This window comes from Clostridium grantii DSM 8605, assembly GCF_900129965.1.
GTDB classification, from domain to species: domain Bacteria; phylum Bacillota; class Clostridia; order Clostridiales; family Clostridiaceae; genus Clostridium_AF; species Clostridium_AF grantii.
In genome coordinates this window covers 403,726-423,368 of sequence record NZ_FQXM01000002.1, presented here as the reverse complement: position 1 = coordinate 423,368, position 19,643 = coordinate 403,726, and the positions used below count along the sequence as shown (strand labels likewise).

Sequence of the window (19,643 nt, the reverse complement as noted above, 5' to 3'; positions counted from 1 at the left end):
CTTATACAATTAAGAATATTATTCTTTATCTTTGTTAATAATAAATCAATTATTGAACATAAATGTAATTATATGATATTATATCAAGCAAGTAGCTATATTGATTATTCTAAGAATTTACGGAGGTGTGGTAATGCAAAATAATTTAGTTAGCGAAGCAAATCGATGCTTAAAATGTAAAGTTCCTAGATGCCAGAAAGGGTGTCCAGTAAACACTAATATCAAGGAAATGATACAAATGTTTTTGGATAAAGACATATTAAATGCTGGTAAAATGTTGTTCGATAATAATCCATTAACTTTAATTTGTTCCTTAGTTTGTCCCCATGAAAGACAGTGTGAAGGTAATTGTGTTCTAGGAATTAAAGGGGATTCAGTTAATATAAGTTCCATAGAAAACTACATTTCCGATTATTATCTTAAATTTGTTGAGTCTTCTTGTGAAAAAAATCGCGAAAAAAAGATTGCTATTATAGGTTCTGGCCCCGCTGGTATAACAATAGCATTTATTCTAGCTTCTAGAGGATATGATATAACTATTTTTGAGGCTCATGATAGAATTGGAGGAGTACTTATGTATGGTATTCCAGAATTTAGACTTCCAAAAGCTATTTTAGTTAGATTAAAAGATAAAATGCTAGAACTTGGTATAAAAATAAGACCAAATACATTAATAGGACCAGTGCTAACAATTGATGATTTATTTAGGGATGGTTATAAAGCTGTTTTTATAGGGACAGGTGTATGGAAACCTAAATCTCTTGGCATAAAAGGAGAAAGTCTTGGCCATGTTCATTATGCAATTGATTATCTTAAAAATCCAGATGTTTATACTTTAGGTGATAAACTTTGTATTATTGGTGCAGGAAATGTAGCTATTGATGTAGCTAGAACTGCACTAAGAAAAGGCGTTCGTGAAGTTTACATACTATATAGAGGTGGAATGGAAGATATAACTGCTGAAAAACATGAAGTGGAATATGCTAAAATAGATGGTGTTAAATTTGAACTATTTAAAACCCCAATTGAAATAGTTGATCAAGGAGTTATTTATTCATCTACTATTAAATCCATTGATGAGTATGGCACAGAAAATTTTACCACAGTTGAAAATACTGAAAACCTATTTGAAGCAGATTCAGTAATTATTTCAATTAGTCAAGGCCCTAGGGCAAATATTGTTACAACAACAAAAGGTATAGCTATAGGCAATAATGGCTTGGTATCTACTGATGAAACAGGTAAAACAACTCGAGAAGGTGTTTTTGCTTCTGGTGATGTGGTTACAGGTGCTAAGACTGTGGTAGAAGCAGTAAGACTTTCAAAGCAAGTTGCAGATGTTATAGATAAATATGTTATGGAAAAATTAAAATAAAAATATTATTAAAAGAAGCCCTTTTCAGCTTAAAGGGCTTCTTAATTAAATCTAATTTTGTATCATTACCAGATAACACTTTTGAAATATATACTAATATTTTATGCTATTATTTTATTCCAATACTTTACCACAACTTGGACAAATATTACTTCCATTTAATTCACTGCCACAGAAATAACAAAAATTTAACTGGATAGGTTCTTTTTTTATTTGCTGTTGTTTATTTCTATTTATTTCTCTTACTCTTATGTGAATATAATATCTTAGAAAAATAGGGAAACTAAGTATTGACTCAATATAAGTATTTTTAATTCCATGAACATTAAGTTTAGGCAATAATAAATGAACAAGCAAAAATAATATAATAGCTATTAAACACATATAATTAATTATTTTTTTAAATCTAGTATTTTCCTTATTCTCAAATCTATTTACTATCTCATATTTATTTTCTAAAAAAAAGATAATACAAATATACATAATTAATATTGTAAACTTCATTTTTTTGCCACTCTCCTTTGTACTATCTCAATAAAAGCTTATCATTATATCTAGCCATCAAATATTCATTTTCGTATTTCCCATTTCTTATAAGTGCATATTTCTTTTCTCCTTCTTTAACAAATCCAAAGTGTTCATATAATTTAATTGCTGCCATATTATCTGTAAAAACTCCTAATTCTATTCTTACTAGCATCAACCAGTTATCCGCTAAATCAATGAGTTTTCCCATAAGTGCTTTACCAACTCCTATCCCTTGATAATCTGCATGTATGCTTATTCCTAAAGATCCGCTATGTCTAGCACGAGGTGATTTCATAATATTCAGTGCTGCAATACCAATTACTTTTTTAACTCCATTTTCTTCAATTTCAGCTACCATAACATGATCATCAGATGATAGATTTTTTATAAAATTCTCTGTTTTATCCATTGTCTGTGAAAATAAACTCATGGTATTTTCACGAACCCCATCCATTATTCTAAGATTATAAATATCCTCTACATCAGTGTATTGAACCGCTCTAATTGTATAACTTGATTTTATTTTTTCTAGATTATTATTCTGCATAGTATGCTCCTCCGTAATATAAAACTGTAGGGGCGGTTTCCATGCCGCCTCCTAATAATTCAATACTTTTTATCTATTTGATACAATCCTTAAAAATCTATCAATATACCTTTGATCTAGATCACAATACTCACTATTTTCTGGAGATGCTATTTTTTCTGCAGAAGTTTTCATTATTAAATCATCTATAATTTCTAATTCTAAGTAAGTATCTTCTAATGAACTATTCCCTTGATATAAATTAACTTTACTTCCATTAGTAAAATTTACAATATAATAAAATTCCCCAGCATTTTTACGAAATCTTCCTAAAAATTTTCCTTTAAATCCAGTTTCAACTTTTACAATATCATTATATGAATATATTACACCTGATGGTTTGTAAAAACTATAATCCACAATTCTATTCTTTGTAACCACTGTTATTCCAGTAACGCATGCATAAATAAGAAAAATATTAGCTACTACTATAATTAATACTTTCTTTTTAAATATATTAAATATACTTACTGCCCATTTCCACTCACTACTTTTATTAATTTTATTGATTATATATATAATAAAAATAATAAGTTCAATTTCAAAAAAGAAAATCATATATGAATATGGTGGCTTAAACATATAAAGCAAATATTCATCTGGTACAAATATTTTTTCTTGAAGTTGACTTATAAATATAAAACTCCATATAGTTAAAAAAAGAGCTCCTATAAGTCCCAAAAACGAAAGCAAACATCCTATATTCTCATTTTTATTATTCTTTTTCTTTTGAAAATAACTCTTCCAACAAAGCGTTAACAAAACAGTGCAAATCAAAGAAATAATAATATTTTCTACAATAAACTCATACTTATGACCACTTAAATTAATCCAAAGCCAGAATAATGGCCCTGAAAGGATCAAGGTATTAAGAATCTGAATTGTTAATGAGGGCTGTAATATATCTTTCAATTCATTATTGAAATCCAAATATTCTTCACTTTGAAAAATCTCTACAATCTCTAAAAAAACGTCTACATCAGTTTTTCCATTCTTTTTTAATTCTTTAATAATTCCTTTATATGCTTCTTTTTTGTTTGAAATAACCACTTCATGTTTATCAATTTCCTTTAATTTTTCTTTCAAAAGACTTTCTAAATTTATAATTCCTTGAGACCAATCTTTAATTTTCGAAATTGGAATTTGAAGTTTAAATAATAATTTAATTGATTTTATTTGATTAATTGTTTCATCATCATATATTTCATTAGAATCATTATCTCGTTTAATACAAATAAGCTTTTCACTTTCATAAAATTTTATAGTTTCTGCATCTAATCCAGTTAAAATTTGAACTTCTCCACTTTTCATATTTATATCCTTTCAACATTATAGGATATTATACCATTGAATTCTTAATATTTATATTATCATAAATTTATACAATTTGGACGACAAAAGAATTACAACTTCTAAAAAATTTTCACTTAATTATAGTCCAAAGCATACAGCAGTATATCTTCCACTTTTGTACCATTATAACTTTCTTCAAGTTTTGAGAACTTATTCTTCATTTTTTTCCCTAGATTATTCATATATCTATCCGTATAAGGGAAATAGGCTTTTATGTTTTTATAATAGTAGGTACTATAGAAAGATTTATTTCTTGCTATAGCAAAGTAAGTAAGTAGACTACAATTTTTTCGTATTAAGGTTTTTAATTGTTCAAGATTTTCACACTTAAAACAGGTCTCATTATTGAGTAAATCAAAAATGAAATTAATTAATCCATTTGTAATATTATCTAGTGGATATTTTGTAGCAATTTGAGAAAACATTGTCATATTTCCATTTTTCAAATCTTCCTTGGCATCTTGTAAATCATCACAAAGCTGAAGTAAAAATCCATAACCAAAGAAAAATTCTTTGCATTTATCATTTAATTCCCCATTTATTAAATAAGCATCTGTTAAAACTGAAGCCCCTCCTTTTTTTAAACTTATACCTAAAATATCTGTTTCATAAGGAGTTGATTTTTTATGTTGCTGCTTAACACTTTCTCTTTGAGCATTATGGATCATAGCTAAGCTATGAAAAATACTTGAATATTCATTTCTATCATACTGGCTTTCTATCATGGAAACCAAAGCAAAAACCTGTTTTTCATGGTCATTGTTTACTTTTATTAATTCTCCCTTTAATCTTCTTGCTAGTTTATTATTAAACTCTTTCTTATTTTCCAAAGAAATACTTATGTCATCTAGATAATTATCAGTGTAAGGATATAACATACTATACCCAAAGATAGAAGGGCTAATTTCTGGTTTTTTAGAGAGTAGTAACTGAGATATGTTTATAATCCATAAATTCCTTAGTGCTTGTCCGATATCTTCCATAGGCATTTTTTCATTAAATAGTTTTGATTCATTTATAAAATCTTGTGTACTTTTTATTAAATCCTTATTTAAAAGAATTTCTTTATCATTTTCACTGATTATACCAATCTCTAGAATAAACTTATTTAATAACTTTTGAAATTCAATTCTCCACTTAAATTTTTCCTGCTGATTTTCAGGAAAACTCTTAATATTCTTAAGAAAATCCTCAATAAATCTATCCGTTGAAAATTCTTTACGTTTTTTATCCCAAAAGCTTGTTCTATTATCTAATTTAGGAAATTGCTTATTGGTACTCCACCATATTTCCTCATATGCATAGGTTAATTCTTGGAATTGCGTATTAAAAGTTACTTCATTCATTCAAGTTTGCTCCTTTCGAAAACTTAAAATCCTATAAGTTTTTTTGTATTGCCATAATCTCTTATTGCTATACTATAGGAAATTCTTATTACCTTTTTTATTCAAAAAAAACAATAATGTTTTGAATAGAAAATGCTTACTAGAAAGATTGTTAAAAGTTTCCTAGTAAGCATAGGTTCTTCTACTAAACTTCCTATACTTTTTTATAAATTTCAACCCCATGACTATCAATTTGATTTCTGATCTCTTCATTTAAAGAATTTTCAAAAACAATATCACAGGAGTAAATACCTATTAATTCATCAATATCTTCTACAATACTTCCTTTATTTACCCCTAAATAATTTACGCATAAATCTATATCTGAATTAAAGTTAGCCATTCCCTTAGCTCTAGAACCAAATAAAATCACTTTTTTAATTTCAGTATTATTTGTAAAGTAATTAATTAAGTTTTTATATACTTTCTCATTTATGCCATACATATAATCACATCACTTTTTCAGAAATATTTCTTAATAATTTTTCTATAGCATCAATATACTCATCTAAAATTTTATCTTTTATGTCTTCATAATCTTCTTCATTATAAATGTGAGAATTACTATTTCTTGATAGCAAAATGTCATTCCACATACTTATATCATCTATAAGATTTTCTTTAAAAGCTTGCTTATAACACCCTCTAGGATTATTTATCTCTAATCCAGATGCTTTGAATATCTTAGATAGTAACTTCCATGTCAAGTCTTCTAATGTTTCATATTTTTTAATAATAGAATCTCTATATACTTCAATTGTTATATCATCCGGATTATCTAATTTGTTAAAATTTTCTTTTATGTTTTTCAGATGAACCAACATTCTATAGGTATAATTGTATGTTAAATTTATGGATTCATTATGTTTTTCTAATATACCACTCAATTATTATTTTCCTTCAATGATTCTTAATATTTTTTTCTTAACATTATTATATACCATTTCTTAGAAATCATAAACATTGTTTTATTATTTACACATCATCTTTTTAGCAAACTCTCTTGCACCATTTATTCCATCATCTATTTAATCAAATATCCACTATGTCCTGTACAAATGTATTTTATATTTTCTATTTTCACAAGCTTTTCAATTGATTCTTTTTGTACTTTTGTATTCATATTTTGCAACCAAAAAAACGGTTTTATTTTACCATTTTTTATTGTCAATGTATCTCCAGTCAAGAAAAGCCTTCTAATAAGTAGTTCTTAAAACATCTTTTGCTCTTTCTTTAATTAGTTCTCTTGTCCACATAAATATGCCTCCTTTTAAATTAAAAATAATTTTGTGATAACTACTGTTTGCAATATAAGAAATTTAAATAATTCCTATTGTTATATATATATCCTATTATATACTATAAAAATTCTCAATACTTTACAAATTAGTTGCAAATAAAAAAAATCTTATCTCAAAATATAAAGCTGCCATCATATTTTGAGGGCAGCTTTATATTTTAAGATTATTTTTTTTTGGTATATGGCGTATCTGAAATTGGTAACTTTGTTCTGAACTTTCCATCATAATTATAATAAGCTGCTGCAACAGCAGGTGGCGTAGGTATTGAACATATTTCTCCTATTCCCTTTGCACCATAGGATAAATGACTATTTGCATTACCCAAAATTATTGATTCTATTTCTGGTACTTCTGTTGCTTTAAATAATCCTAAAGTTCCAAATTTTGCTGTTGGTACGCTGTTTTTAAGAGGATAATCTTCTGTCAAAGCATAACCTAGGCTCATAACTACCCCACCCTCAATTTGACCCTCAATATTTTTTGGGTTTATTGGAGTACCCACATCATGAGCTGCTATTATTTTTTCAATTCTACCTTCCTCATTTAATATAACAACATTTGTTGCATATCCATAAGCAACATGACTTACAGGATTTTGTTTTGTTGAATGCATTTTATCAGTTCTACCTTTAAACTCACCTTCAAATACTTCTCCATCCAAGTTTTCTAGGGTTTGATAACTCAATAAATCAAGCAGATTTCTAGCCGCTCTTTTTGTTGCTTCCCCAGTAAATAAAGTTTGCCTTGATGCTGTTGTATTCCCTGAATTAGGAGATAGTGCAGTGTCTGGTGTTGCATGCACAACTTTATCTGCTGATATATTAAGAGTTTCACAAACAATTTGAGTAAGTATTGTTCCAAGTCCCTGTCCGATACAAGCGGCACTTGTGTGAATGTATATTTTACCATCTTTAACTATTAGTTTGCACCGTCCTATATCAGGAATTCCAACTCCAAGCCCACTATTTTTCATAGCACAAGCAATTCCAGCCTTAGGATTTTTCTCACATATTTCTTTTACTGCCTCTAATGTTTCAACAAGACATGTAGAATCATCTGCAATTTGCCCATCTGGCAACACCTGGCCAGGCCTAATTGCATTCTTATATCTTATTTCCCAAGGAGTTATTCCTACCATTTCTGCAAGTTGGTTTAAATTACTTTCTGTTGCAAAACAACTTTGTGTTACCCCAAATCCTCTAAATGCTCCTGCAGGTGGATTATTTGTATATAATGCTTTCCCTATTATTTCTACATTTTGATAATTATATGGTCCTGCTGCATGAGTGCATGCTCTCTGTAAAACTGGTCCTCCCAAAGATGCATAAGCTCCAGTATCAGCAATTATATAAGCTTTCATTGCAGTTAAATTTCCATCTTCATCACAAGCTGTTGTAACTTCCATTTCCATTGCGTGGCGTTTAGGATGCACAATTAAACTTTCTTTGCGACTCAATGCAAACTTTACAGGTTTATTAGAAACATAAGCAAGAATTGCTGCATGATGTTGAACGCTCATATCTTCCTTACCTCCAAAACCTCCTCCAACGATTTTACTTATAACTCTTACTTTACTTTGGTCTAGTCCTAAAGCTTCTGAACATTCCTTTAATGTTTGGTAAATCCCTTGATCTGCAGAATATATTATTATTCCTTCATTCCCATCAGGCTGTGCAATTGCTGTTTCAGTTTCCAAGAATGCATGTTCTGTGAAAGGTGTACTATATTTATTTGTTACAACATATTTTGAATTTTTAATACGATTATCTGCATTACCAAAAGATAAGTTTTCTGTTGCTAATACATTACCAGTGGCATGTATCTCAGGAGCATCGCCTTTCATTGCATCTTCTGGACATGTAACTGGGACTAATTCTTCATACTCAATTTTCACTAAAGTTTTAGCTTCTTCTAATATTTCTAATGTTTCAGCAGCTATTAAAACTATAGCATCTCCTAAATAATGAGTTATTTTACCTTCTGGTATTAATATATCCCAATCTTTAACTATATGTCCAAGTTTTTGATTTCCTGGTAACTCATCTGCTGTAATTACTGCATGAACACCTTTCAATTTTTTAGCTTCACTAATATCTATGCTTTTTATTAAAGCACGAGGGTATTTAGTCCTCACTGCTCCCCCATGAATTAACCCTTCAATACGCATATCATCTACATATTCTGCTATACCAAGGACTTTATCAAATGCATCAATTCTATTAAATCTTTCTCCTACTAAACCTTTACATTCATCAACAGGAATATTTGAATTTTCTCTTAATAATTTTGCAGCTAACTTCACAGCCTCAATTATTTTTACATATCCTGTACAACGACAAATATTATTCTTTAAAGCATTTTTTATTTCTTTTTCACTTGGATTATCTATTTTATCGATTAAAGCTTTTGCACTTATAACCATTCCCGGAGTACAAAATCCACATTGAACTGCACCAGCTTGCATAAAAGCATACCCATAAGCATTCTTTTCTTTGTCTGAAAGTCCTTCAACTGTTACAATATTTTTACCTTCTAGCTTGCTTGTTTTTAAAATACATGCTTTTTTTGCCACTCCATCAACTATAACCATACAAGTACCGCATGCACCCTCAGAACATCCATTTTTAACAGAAACTAAATTTAAATCTTCTCTTAAAAATGCAAGTAATTTCTCATCTTTTTTAGAACTTACATCTTTACCATTTACAATAAAATCAAACATTAGTTTCACCTCGTTTAATATATTTTCCTGAATTTGAGTTTATAATAGACCCTTCTTTTACAACCTGACTTCCTCTTAAAAAAACATGTTTTGCTTTTCCTGTAGTTTTAAATCCTTCATAAGGAGTGTAATCAACATTTTGTTTTTGATTATCTTTTGATATAATTCCTTGCTTTTTTGTATCCCATATAACTATATCTGCATCACTTCCAACTTGAAGTACCCCTTTTTTAGGAAACATTCCAAACAGCTTTGCTACATTTTCGCTGAGTAATCCACACATTTGTTCCTTTGTTATTCTTCCCCTATTTACTCCATACTCATATATAAGAACTGGCCTATGTTCAACTCCTGGTATTCCATTTGGAATTTTACTAAAATCATTTATTCCATGAGTTTTTTGACCTTCTAAATTAAAACTACAATGGTCTGTTCCAATGGTATCTATATATCCTTTTGATAAAGCTTGCCATAACATTTCAATGTCTTCCTTTTTCCTTAACGGTGGTGATAAAACGTACTTTGCTCCTTCAAAATCTTCATTCACATATAAACTATCATCCAATAGTAAATATTGTGGGCAAGTTTCCACATAAACCTTTTGTCCAGCTTCTCTAGCTTTTATTACTTCTTCTATACCTTCTTTGGTACTTAAATGTACTATATTTATAGGTGATTCTGCTAAACTTGCAATATTTATATATCTTGAAATTGCTTCTGATTCCACTTTATTAGGTCTAGATAATGGATGAGCTGAAGGGGAAGTATTCCCCTCCTTTAACTGCTCTTTTATAAATGTATTTACAAGATCACCATTCTCACAATGAACTCCAAGTATTCCATTATACTTTTTTAAAGCTTTTAAGATAGTGTAAATATCCCCATCATTAAGCCTCAAGCTGTCATAAGCCATGTAAGCTTTATAAGAAGTTATTCCTTCATTAGTCATTGATTCTAACTCTTTTTTTATATCTTCATTCCATTCTGTAATTGCCATATGGAATCCATAATCACAACTAGAAACATTTTTAGCTTTATCATGCCAATTTTTCAAAGCTTCATTTAAAGTTTCCCCTTTATTCTGAGTTGCAAAATCCAAAATAGATGTTGTTCCCCCAATGATAGCTGCTGCAGTACCTGTTTTAAAATCATCTGCTGTTCTTGTATATCCTGTATCTAAATCAAAATGTGTATGAGAATCAATAAACCCTGGGAACAATAAACACCCAGTTGCATCTATAATTTCTGATTCAGAATCTACCAAGTTTTGTTCAATCTCAATTATTATTTCATCTTTAATTTTGATATCAGATAAATAACTTCTTGTAGGAGTTACAATTGTTCCTCCTTTTATAATGATTGACATTTAAAATCACCTCATCAATTTTTAGAACATATAACTATAATCTTGAATTAAAGCCCAAATCATATTTTCTATTTCTTTAGGTATACTTGTATCATTATTTTCAAGTTTAACCTCTTGAGCTTGGTTCTTTAATCTAATTTTAATTATCTTTTCTTCTTCATTAATTAATACAAAACCTGGATTTTCACTATCTTTAAAATCTTTTTCTGTACTAAATAATGTGAATTTTTCTTTGTATGGAGCACTATTATATGGACAGAAAGCTTCACAATTTCCACATTCATTACACATTTTATCAATATGAACTATTTGATGTGCTTTATTTCCTTTTACTTTTATTGCTACATTAGCACGATTAGGACAAACATCAACACAAAATTCACATATAGTTGAACACTCAAGACATCTGCTACTTTCATTTTTATCATATATAGCCATTTTAAGTATTCCTTTTTTAGCTATAGGTATTTCAATATTTGTACTTACTTTTGGAAGATTCATTTGCAAATCACAATTTTTTTCTTTTTTAACTATAGTTCTTGCGAATTTTGTTGCATCTGCTATCCCCTCTACTACTGTTGAAGGTCCACGTAAAGCATCCCCAGCCACATAAACTTTTTCAATATTTGTTTCTAATGTTGTTGGCTCAACCTGTACAAAGCCTCTATCATTTACCTTGATATTGTTTTCCTCAAACATTGTAGTGTTAATTTTTTCTCCTACCGCTGCTATAATAGTATCTGCAAGAATTTCTACTGTTTCATCAGTTGCAATTGGCTTTCTTCTACCACTCTCATCTGGCTCTCCTAGCTTCATAACCTTACAGATAAGGGCTCCATTACTTATTTTTACTGGCGCTAATAATTCTTTAAATTCCACACCATCTTCAAGTGCCAAGTGTAATTCTTCTTCATCAGCAGGCATGTACCTTTTTGTTCTACGATAAACTATATAAACATTTTCTACTCCATCTGCTCTTTTAGCTGCTCTAGCTGCATCCATAGCGGTATTTCCTCCGCCTATTACAACAACATTTTTACCAATTTTCAATTCTTCATCTTTATTTCTTAATTTTTCTAAAAAGTGGATTACATTAATTACATTTCCACCTTCAATATCTAACATACCTGGTTCCCATGCCCCTGTTGCAAATAATATATATTTATATCCTTCTTCTTTTAACTGCTGAACCGAAGTTTTTTGAGAATTTAATTCAATTTTAACCCCTAATTTACAAATTAAATCAATATCATTTTGAATGGCATCTGATGACATTCTAAATTCTGGAATAACATGTTTAACTATTCCACCTAAAGAATCCCTTTTTTCAAAGATGGTTACATCCAATCCTTCTTTTGCAAGAAAATATGCTGCTGATAAACCTGTTGTACCGCCTCCAACAACAGCAATTTTTACATCACTTTTTGAAGTTTGCGAAATTTCCTTCATTAAATCTTCATAAGCTTTTTCTGCTGCTTGTAATTTTACATTTCTTATATTCACAGATTCATCATAGAAAGTTCTGCTACATTTACTCATACAAGCATGACTACATATGGTACCAGTGATAAAAGGAAGTGGATTTTTTTCTACAATAACTTTCAAGGCCTCTAAATGTTTATCTTCTCCCACAAGACGTATATATTCTGGAATATCTTGTGATATTGGACATCCCTTTTGGCAAGAAGCCATAAAACAATCCGTTAATGGTACTTTATCTGTTACTTTTCGATTTGGCATAGGCTTTATAGCTTTTATATGATGAATATCAACTACTGATTTTTCTTTTAATTTCTTTAACTTTTCATTATCCATAACATACTTGTCGCTATATTCTAATTGATTTAAGTTTTCCGCAATTTGGAAATTTCTTTCGTATCCACCAACTTTTAAAAGTGTTGTAGCTATTGTTATTGGCCAAATTCCTGTTTCAAATATTTCATTAATATTAAATACATCTGCTCCACCTGAATAAGAAATTTTAAGATTTCCTTCAAATTCACTTGATAGTCTATGAGCTAACTCTATTGATAAAGGATATAAAGCTTTACCAGACATATACATTTCTTCTCCAGGCAATTCATTATTTTTAATTTCAACTGGGAAAGTATTGGTTAATTTAACTCCAAAGGATAATTCCTGTTTCTTTGCTAAATCTTGTAGGTATTTAAACATAACTATAGCATCAGAAAATTGTAAATCATCATTAAAATGATGTTCATCAAAAGAAATATAATCATATCCCATGTTATCTAAAGTTTTTCTAGCAAATTCATAACCTAGTAATGTAGGATTACATTTTACATAAGTATTTAATTTTTTCTCATTTATCAAATATGATGCAATACGCTGGATTTCTTGTGGAGGACATCCATGCAAAGTAGATAAAGTAATTGAGCTACATACTTTAGGAGAAATACTATCCACATATACTTTATCTATATTTTCAAATTTTTCAATATTGTTTAAGATGTAAGTTCTACATTCTTCCCATATTTTAGTTTTAGAAGCATCCTTAAGCCCCATAATAAATTTATCTATTTTTGGTGAGGAAATACCTTCAAAATCATACCCTACACTCATGTTAAAAATAAATCCATCACTACTTCCAAGTTCAAGTTCCTTAGATAATATTTTCAATGCAAACCAAGCTTTAACATACTCTTCATAAGCCTCTGGAACTCTAAGTTCAGTTGACCATTCAACGTTATACCCTTCATCTTTAGCACTAATACAAGGTTTTGATACTGGCAAGTCTTCTCCATCAAGAGTTTGTACAGTTTTTAATTCAAAAAATCTACATCCTGATAGATATGCTGCAATAATATTTTGTGCTAATTGTGTATGAGGTCCTGCTGCTGGTCCAAAAGGAGTTTCAATGCTTTCATTAAAGATTTCAAGGACCTTACTATCTTGTTTTTTAAAAAATTTATTTACCCCGAAAATTGTTCCGTATTTTTTGTTTTCTGTAATTATCCATTGCATTAAATCTTCAAACGAAATAGGTGTCATTCTATCACTCATAGTTACTGTTTCCTCCTTATTTATTAATTTTATTCCATAGTTTGGTAGATAATTCTCTTGATTTTGCCATGATTTGTTCTGTGTCTATACCTATTATTTCACGATCTTTCATAATAACCTTACCATTTATCATTGTAGTTGTTACACATCTTCCATTGATTCCAAATAAGATATGAGAATTTGCATTGTTTGCATTAAAAGGTGTTAAAGGATCATATTCAACCACTATAACATCAGCATAAGCTCCTTTTTCTATAACACCAACCGGCTTTTCAAAGAATCTATTCACAATTTTTGAATTGTTTTCGAAAAGCATTAAAGGTACTTCTCCCCATGCAACGGATGGATTACAGTTATGATGTTTATGTAGAATATTAGCAACTTTCATAGATTCAAACATATCACTTGTATATCCGTCAGTTCCAAGACCTAATGTTATTCCTTTTTTAATCATTTCTAAAGCTGGTGTACATCCCACTGCATTACCCATATTAGATTCAGGATTATGTACAACCATTGTATTTGTTTCCTTTAATAAATCTAGTTCCCCATTATTAGTATGAATACAGTGAACCGCAATAGTTTTTTCTCCTAAAATGTTATTATCAAATAAACGATTTACAACTCTTTTATTATATTTTTTTAAGGAATCGTATACATCATCTATGGCTTCAGCTGTATGCACATGGTATCCTGCATCATAAGGCATATTTTTAGCGCAATATTCAAGGGTTTCATTACTCAATGTAAAAGAAGCGTGGAGTCCCATCATTCCCTTTTGCATATCGGAAGAATCCTTTTTAACATACTTCATGAAATCAACGTTTTCTTTAACAGCTTGTTTCATTTTTTCAGATCCGTCTCTATCAGAAACTTCATAACATAAAGATGTTCGAATTCCTAATTCTTTAGCTATATCTGAAATTTGAAATAAACTTCCTTCAATATTACCATAACTTGCATGATGGTCAAAAACAGTTGTTACTCCATTTCTTATGCAATCTAAATATGTTGATAAAGCGCTATATCTTGTATCTTCAAGTGTCAACAATCTATCTATTTTCCACCACATACCTTCAAGAATATCGCCAAAATTTTTAGGATTGTGATTGTTAATTGAAAGTCCTCTAGCAAAAGAACTATATATATGATGATGTGTATTAATCATTCCAGGCATAATTAACCCTTTTTTTGCATCTACAAACTCAGCACTTTCATATTTTTTCTTCATGTTTTCAGTAGTTCCCAAATCAACGATAACATTATCCTGAATACATACACATCCATTTTCTATAAATGTATTATTATCATCTCTTGTCAATAATTTTCCATTGCCTATTAATATCATATTACCCCTCCTATATTTAAAAGAATAAACTTAGATAAATTAATCTTTACCATTTACAAGTATATTTTATCATTTACTTAAGATTACAGTCAATGGATTTATAAAAATATTTTTGTAAACTTAAAAAATTTTTTTATAAATCCATTGATTTTCAAAAATTTTATTGATATACTTAACTCATAAATTGTTTCCAAGTTTTCATTATGTGAATATGATTCTTTACTATAATATAAAAATAAGGGGTTTTTTTATGAGTGATGTTTCAAATTTGGATTTTATGAAAAGATTAGCAAAAGGTATCACATCTCAATTTGGGAGAAATTGTGAAGTTCTTATCCATGATTTATCTTCTGGCTATAAAGATTATCCTATAATCTTAATAGAAAACGGTCATGTAACTCACAGAAGCAATGATGATGGCCCTTCGCGTATTGTTTTAGATGCTCTTAAGCATTCCCCAGATAGCATTGAGGATAAATTAAATTACATAACCAAAACTCAAGATGGAAAGATTTTAAAATCAAGTACAATTTATATAAGAGATGATAAAAATAAACCTATAGCTATCTTTTGTATTAATTATGACATTACTGAACTCACTATATCTAGCAATTGCATAGAGTCTTTAATTAGCCATACTGATTCTATTCAAGATGCAAGCACAATTCCTCAGAATGTAAATCAACTTCTTGATGATTTGTTAAGCGAATCAGTAAAAAAAATAGGTAAGCCTGTTCCATTAATGAGCAAGGAAGAAAAAATTGTAGCTATTCAATTTCTAAATGACTCTGGTGCTTTCTTAATCACCAAAGCTGGCGATAAAATAGCAAACTTTTTTGGTATTTCAAAGTATTCTATCTACAATTATGTAGATATTAAAAATAAATTTTAATATAAAATAGGAGGTTTCTATGAATAAAATTAAATGGGTTTCTAACGAACTCCCAAAAACTGAAAATTCTAATTTAAATGTAATGTCCCCTGAAAACGTAGCCAAAGCAGCTTCTTTTCATAAAAGTTTTCCTGAATATAGCCAAACACCTCTAGCTAAATTAGACAATATGGCTGAATTCTTAGGTTTAAAAAATGTATTTGTAAAAGATGAATCTTATAGATTTGGCTTAAATGCTTTTAAAGTATTAGGTGGTTCTTTTGCTATTGCATGCTATATTGCTGAAAAACTAGGAAAAGACATTTCTGAACTTGATTACGATACTATTACATCTGAAGAGCTTCTTAAAGAATTTGGGCAAACAACATTCTTTACAGCAACTGATGGAAATCATGGAAGAGGTCTTGCTTGGGCCGCTAATAGATTAAGCCAAAAATCTGTTGTTTTTATGCCAAAAGGATCTTCTGAAATTAGACTTAAAAATATTCAAAAGGAAAATGCTACAGCTACTATTGAAGAAGTTAATTATGATGAATGTGTACGAATAGCTATAGCTGAATCTGCAAAAACTCCTAACTCTGTCGTAATTCAAGATACAGCTTGGGAAGGTTATGAAAAAATCCCTTCTTGGATAATGCAAGGATATGGAACAATGGCAATGGAGGCTAATAACCAATTACATGATGCTAATTGTGATGCCCCTACACATATTTTCATACAAGCAGGTGTTGGCTCTCTTGCTGGAGCAGTTCAAGGATATTTTGCAAATGCTTATACTAAAAACCCTCCAATAGTTGTTATAGTAGAACCAAACAAAGCAGATTGCTTATATCGTTCTGCTAATGCTAAAGATGGTAATATTAGAACTGTTACTGATGATATGCAAACAATCATGGCAGGCCTTGCTTGTGGGGAACCAAATACAATATCATGGGATATTTTAAAGAATAATAGTTCCTTCTTTGTATCTTGTCCTGATTATATTTCTGCTAAAGGAATGAGAATACTTTCTTCCCCTATAGATAAAGATCCTAGAGTTATCTCTGGAGAATCAGGAGCAGTAACTACAGGTATTCTCTTTGAAATCATGAAAAATGATGATTTAAAAGATCTAAAAAATGCTTTAAAACTTGATGAAAACTCAAAAGTATTATTGTTTTCTACAGAAGGAAACACCGACCCAGATGTTTATCGTAATATTGTTTGGGATGGTGCTTACCCTTCTATATAAATATAAATAAAAATATTATCAAAAATAAAATTTTTGGAGGTAAATAAAATGGATTTTAACAGTATAAAACTTAAAGCAGAGGGTTACGAAGCTGCAATGACTAAATTTTTGCGTGATTTAATTGCTATACCTGGTGAAAGTGCAGAAGAAGAAGGTGTTATAAGAAGAATAGTGAAAGAAATGGAATCCCTTGATTTTGACAAAGTGGAAATTGATAAAATGGGTAATGTTCTTGGTTATATGGGAACAGGCGAAACTCTTATTGGGTATGATGCTCATATTGATACTGTTGGTCTTGGTGAATTAAGTAACTGGACATTTGACCCTTATGAAGGATATGAAAATGATGAAGAAATAGGTGGCCGTGGCGCATCAGATCAACTTGGTGGTATAGTTTCTGCTACTTATGGTGCAAAAATAATGAAAGATTTAGGACTTTTATCTGATAAATATACAGTTTTAGTTACTGGTACAGTTCAAGAAGAAGATTGTGATGGATTATGTTGGCAGTATATCCATAATGAAAGCAACATAAAGCCTGAATTTGTTGTTATAACAGAACCTACAAATGGCAATATATATAGAGGCCAACGTGGACGTATGGAAATACGTGTTGAAGTTAAAGGAATTTCTTGTCATGGTTCAGCTCCAGAGCGTGGAGATAATGCTATCTACAAAATGGCTGATATTCTACAAGAAGTTAGAGTTCTTAATGATAACTTGCATTATGATCCATTTTTAGGAAAAGGAACTATTACTGTTTCTGAAATATTCTTCAATTCCCCATCTCGTTGTGCAGTTGCAGATATGTGTGCAATTTCACTTGACCGTCGTTTAACAGATGGTGAAACTTTTGAAATGGCTCTTGAAGAAGTTCGTTCCCTTCCGTTTGCTAAAAAATATAATGCAGAAGTAACAATGTACAAATATGAAAGACCAAGCTGGACAAACCTTGTTTATCCAACTGATTGTTATTTCCCTACATGGGTAATTCCTGAGGATGCCCCAGCTACAAAGGCAATGGTTGAATCTTATGAAGGTATGTATGGAACTCCTCTTGTTGATAAATGGACTTTCTCTACTAATGGTGTTTCAATAATGGGTAGATACGGAATTCCTTGTATTGGTTTTGGACCTGGTAAAGAAGAAGAAGCTCACGCACCAAATGAAAAAACTTGGAAAGCTGACTTAGTTAAATGTGCTGCTGTTTATGCTGCCCTACCAACAATCTATTGTTCTAATAAATAGCTTATATAAATTCTAAAAAATACAATAAAAAATAATATAAAAATGAAAAGGGGTTTTTAAAATGGCTATAATGGATAAACATATCGATAAACTTGACAGTTTAGATTTCAAAGAAATGTACAACAATGATTTTTTACTTACTTGGGAAAAAACATTAGATGAATTAGAAGCAGTTTTTACTGTGGCAGATGCTTTACAAGATTTAAGAAAAAATAATATATCTTCAAAGATTTTCGATAGTGGTTTAGGTGTTTCTTTGTTCCGTGATAACTCTACTCGTACAAGATTTAGCTTTGCTTCTGCTTGTAACCTTCTTGGCCTTGAAGTTCAAGACCTTGATGAAGGAAAATCTCAAATAGCTCATGGCGAAACTGTAAGAGAAACAGCTAATATGATTTCTTTTATGGCTGATGTTATTGGTATTCGTGATGATATGTATATCGGTAAAGGTAATACTTATATGCGTGAAGTTTCTAAATCTGTTGAAGAAGGTAATAAAGAAGGTACTTTAGAACAAAGACCAACTCTTGTTAACCTACAATGTGATATCGACCACCCTACTCAAGCCATGGCTGATGCTCTTCATCTTATTAATGAATTTGGTGGTATAGAAAATTTAAAAGGTAAAAAAATTGCTATGTCTTGGGCATATTCACCATCTTACGGTAAACCACTTTCTGTTCCTCAAGGAATAATTGGACTTTTAACTCGTTTCGGCATGGATGTAGTTCTTGCACATCCAGAAGGATATGAAGTTATGAGTGAAGTTGAAGAAATTGCAATGAAAAATGCTGCTGCTTCAGGTGGTTCATTTACAAAAACTAATTCTATGGAAGAAGCTTTCAAAGATGCTGATATTGTTTACCCTAAAAGTTGGGCTCCTTTTGTAGCTATGGAAAAACGTACTGATTTATATGCTAAAGGTGATGATGCTGGTATAAAAGCACTTGAAAAAGAACTTCTTGCTCATAACGCTAAGCATATGGATTGGCAATGTACTGAAGAGCTTATGAAAACAACAAAAGATGGAAAAGCTCTTTATATGCACTGTCTACCTGCTGACATCACAGGAGTTAGCTGTGAAGTTGGAGAAGTTGATGCTTCTGTATTTGACCGCTACCGTAAACCACTTTACAAAGAAGCTAGCTATAAACCTTACGCAATAGCATCAATGATTTTCTTGAGTAAAGTTAAAAATCCACAAGAAACTCTAGCTATGCTTGAAAACAATAATAAAGAACGTAAATTAAAATAATTTTTAATATACCATTAATAAAAGGCTAT

Annotated in this window: 16 protein-coding genes; 5 read left to right on the top strand and 11 right to left on the bottom strand. The window is 30.1% G+C overall.

The annotated features are described in order from the left end of the window. The first annotated feature begins 133 nt into the window (after positions 1-133). The gene (locus BUB83_RS01895; protein WP_073336424.1) at positions 134-1,375 is read left to right on the top strand and encodes an NAD(P)-dependent oxidoreductase; all 1,242 of its coding nucleotides are present in this window, start codon (positions 134-136) and stop codon (positions 1,373-1,375) included. 114 nt (positions 1,376-1,489) lie between these two features. Here BUB83_RS01895 and BUB83_RS01890 read toward each other — a convergent pair whose 3' ends face one another. From BUB83_RS01890 to ssnA, 11 genes are all read right to left on the bottom strand, one after another. Continuing rightward, on the bottom strand, positions 1,490-1,879 hold the full coding sequence (locus tag BUB83_RS01890) for a hypothetical protein (RefSeq protein WP_073336422.1): 390 nt from the start codon (positions 1,877-1,879) through the stop codon (positions 1,490-1,492). A 22-nt stretch (positions 1,880-1,901) separates the two neighbouring features. After that, positions 1,902-2,450, bottom strand: coding sequence for a GNAT family N-acetyltransferase (locus tag BUB83_RS01885; protein ID WP_073336420.1), 549 nt, complete (start codon positions 2,448-2,450; stop codon positions 1,902-1,904). Between the two features lie 69 nt (positions 2,451-2,519). Continuing rightward, positions 2,520-3,800: a MerR family transcriptional regulator gene (locus BUB83_RS01880; protein WP_073336418.1), complete on the bottom strand. Its 1,281-nt coding sequence runs from the start codon at positions 3,798-3,800 to the stop codon at positions 2,520-2,522. 116 nt (positions 3,801-3,916) lie between these two features. Further along, a complete protein-coding gene (locus BUB83_RS01875) occupies positions 3,917-5,188 on the bottom strand; it encodes a hypothetical protein (protein ID WP_073336416.1) in 1,272 nt (423 codons plus the stop codon). Between the two features lie 193 nt (positions 5,189-5,381). Next, the gene (locus BUB83_RS01870; protein WP_073336414.1) at positions 5,382-5,672 is read right to left on the bottom strand and encodes a nucleotidyltransferase family protein; all 291 of its coding nucleotides are present in this window, start codon (positions 5,670-5,672) and stop codon (positions 5,382-5,384) included. A gap of 4 nt (positions 5,673-5,676) precedes the next feature. Further along, positions 5,677-6,114: an HI0074 family nucleotidyltransferase substrate-binding subunit gene (locus tag BUB83_RS01865; protein ID WP_073336412.1), complete on the bottom strand. Its 438-nt coding sequence runs from the start codon at positions 6,112-6,114 to the stop codon at positions 5,677-5,679. Positions 6,115-6,251: 137 nt separating this feature from the next. Next, on the bottom strand, positions 6,252-6,398 hold the full coding sequence (locus BUB83_RS22295) for an MBL fold metallo-hydrolase (protein WP_207649317.1): 147 nt from the start codon (positions 6,396-6,398) through the stop codon (positions 6,252-6,254). Positions 6,399-6,691: 293 nt separating this feature from the next. Then, positions 6,692-9,250 (bottom strand): selenium-dependent xanthine dehydrogenase, encoded by a 2,559-nt coding sequence (xdh, locus tag BUB83_RS01860; protein ID WP_073336410.1) that lies wholly within the window; start codon positions 9,248-9,250, stop codon positions 6,692-6,694. Continuing rightward, complete coding sequence (gene hydA / locus BUB83_RS01855) at positions 9,243-10,616, bottom strand: dihydropyrimidinase (protein WP_073336408.1); 1,374 nt, start codon at positions 10,614-10,616, stop codon at positions 9,243-9,245. The genes xdh and hydA overlap by 8 nt, the downstream gene beginning before the upstream one ends. Before the next feature lie 21 nt (positions 10,617-10,637). Then, positions 10,638-13,640, bottom strand: coding sequence for a putative selenate reductase subunit YgfK (gene ygfK, locus BUB83_RS01850; protein WP_073336406.1), 3,003 nt, complete (start codon positions 13,638-13,640; stop codon positions 10,638-10,640). 16 nt (positions 13,641-13,656) lie between these two features. Next, the gene (gene ssnA, locus BUB83_RS01845; protein WP_073336404.1) at positions 13,657-14,988 is read right to left on the bottom strand and encodes a putative aminohydrolase SsnA; all 1,332 of its coding nucleotides are present in this window, start codon (positions 14,986-14,988) and stop codon (positions 13,657-13,659) included. Positions 14,989-15,238: 250 nt separating this feature from the next. Here ssnA and BUB83_RS01840 point away from each other — a divergent pair, with 250 nt between their 5' ends. From BUB83_RS01840 to ygeW, 4 genes are all read left to right on the top strand, one after another. Beyond that, positions 15,239-15,880: a helix-turn-helix transcriptional regulator gene (locus tag BUB83_RS01840; RefSeq protein ID WP_073336402.1), complete on the top strand. Its 642-nt coding sequence runs from the start codon at positions 15,239-15,241 to the stop codon at positions 15,878-15,880. Positions 15,881-15,899: 19 nt separating this feature from the next. Further along, a complete protein-coding gene (dpaL, locus tag BUB83_RS01835; RefSeq protein ID WP_073336400.1) occupies positions 15,900-17,111 on the top strand; it encodes a diaminopropionate ammonia-lyase in 1,212 nt (403 codons plus the stop codon). Between the two features lie 48 nt (positions 17,112-17,159). After that, the gene (locus BUB83_RS01830) at positions 17,160-18,359 is read left to right on the top strand and encodes a YgeY family selenium metabolism-linked hydrolase (RefSeq protein ID WP_073336398.1); all 1,200 of its coding nucleotides are present in this window, start codon (positions 17,160-17,162) and stop codon (positions 18,357-18,359) included. A gap of 61 nt (positions 18,360-18,420) precedes the next feature. After that, complete coding sequence (gene ygeW / locus BUB83_RS01825; RefSeq protein ID WP_073336396.1) at positions 18,421-19,614, top strand: knotted carbamoyltransferase YgeW; 1,194 nt, start codon at positions 18,421-18,423, stop codon at positions 19,612-19,614. Positions 19,615-19,643 lie beyond the last annotated feature (29 nt).